At 57.2% G+C, this 703-nt stretch carries 1 protein-coding gene; it reads left to right on the forward strand.

Going from position 1 to position 703, the window contains the following annotated elements; genetic code table 11:
• Nucleotides 1-292: 292 nt before the first annotated feature.
• The coding region (locus B5E60_RS13595; protein WP_239403370.1) for an Arm DNA-binding domain-containing protein at nt 293-703 on the forward strand (411 nt) is incomplete at its 3' end.

Below are 703 nucleotides of genomic sequence, written 5' to 3' on the forward strand. Positions count from 1 at the left end.
TGTGAAAAACATGCCGGAACGGCATTTCGCAACAAGCGGCAACGAGAACGTAACCGGTTTGGAATGAGAAGATTTTCCATTTTTTAGGAAGCAGCCAACCGCATATTATAGCGAGACAATCGTTACCAGACCGTTACCCGCATCGTTACCACGGTGTCCACAGGTAACCGGCAGTGATTGACAGACCTCCGCACGGCGTTTTATTCTCTGAATCACCGGTTTTTGCATAACGGCGAACGCTTCGAACCACGGTATCTTTGCCCAGAGCAGGGCACCCTAAAAACCAGTCGTTATGAAAGAAGTCAATTGCAAGGTTTTGCTCTACCTGAAAAGGAGCTCCCTGACCGCTTCGGGTCAGGCCCCGATCATGTGCCGCGTGACGGTCGGCCGATCAATGGTGCAGTTCAGCAGCAAGCTCACCTGTACCCCCGCGTTGTGGAATGTCCGCGAGCGGCGCCTCAGCGGCAAGAGCCGCGAAGCCGTGGAGACCAATGCGCGGATCGAGAAGCTGCTGCTGGGAATCCATGAGGCCGTCAAGAGCCTCTCGACCCGCCCGGGCGGCTTCGATGCCGAGGCGGTCAAATGCCAGTATCAGGGCAGTCTGGAGACCCGCATGACCCTTCTCCGCCTGCTGGACCGCTACATCGAAGGACTCCGCAGCCGGGTGGGTATCGACTGCGCCCGAACCACGCTGAGCACCTAC

This window comes from Alistipes sp. An116 (genome assembly GCF_002161005.1).
GTDB lineage: Bacteria > Bacteroidota > Bacteroidia > Bacteroidales > Rikenellaceae > Alistipes > Alistipes megaguti.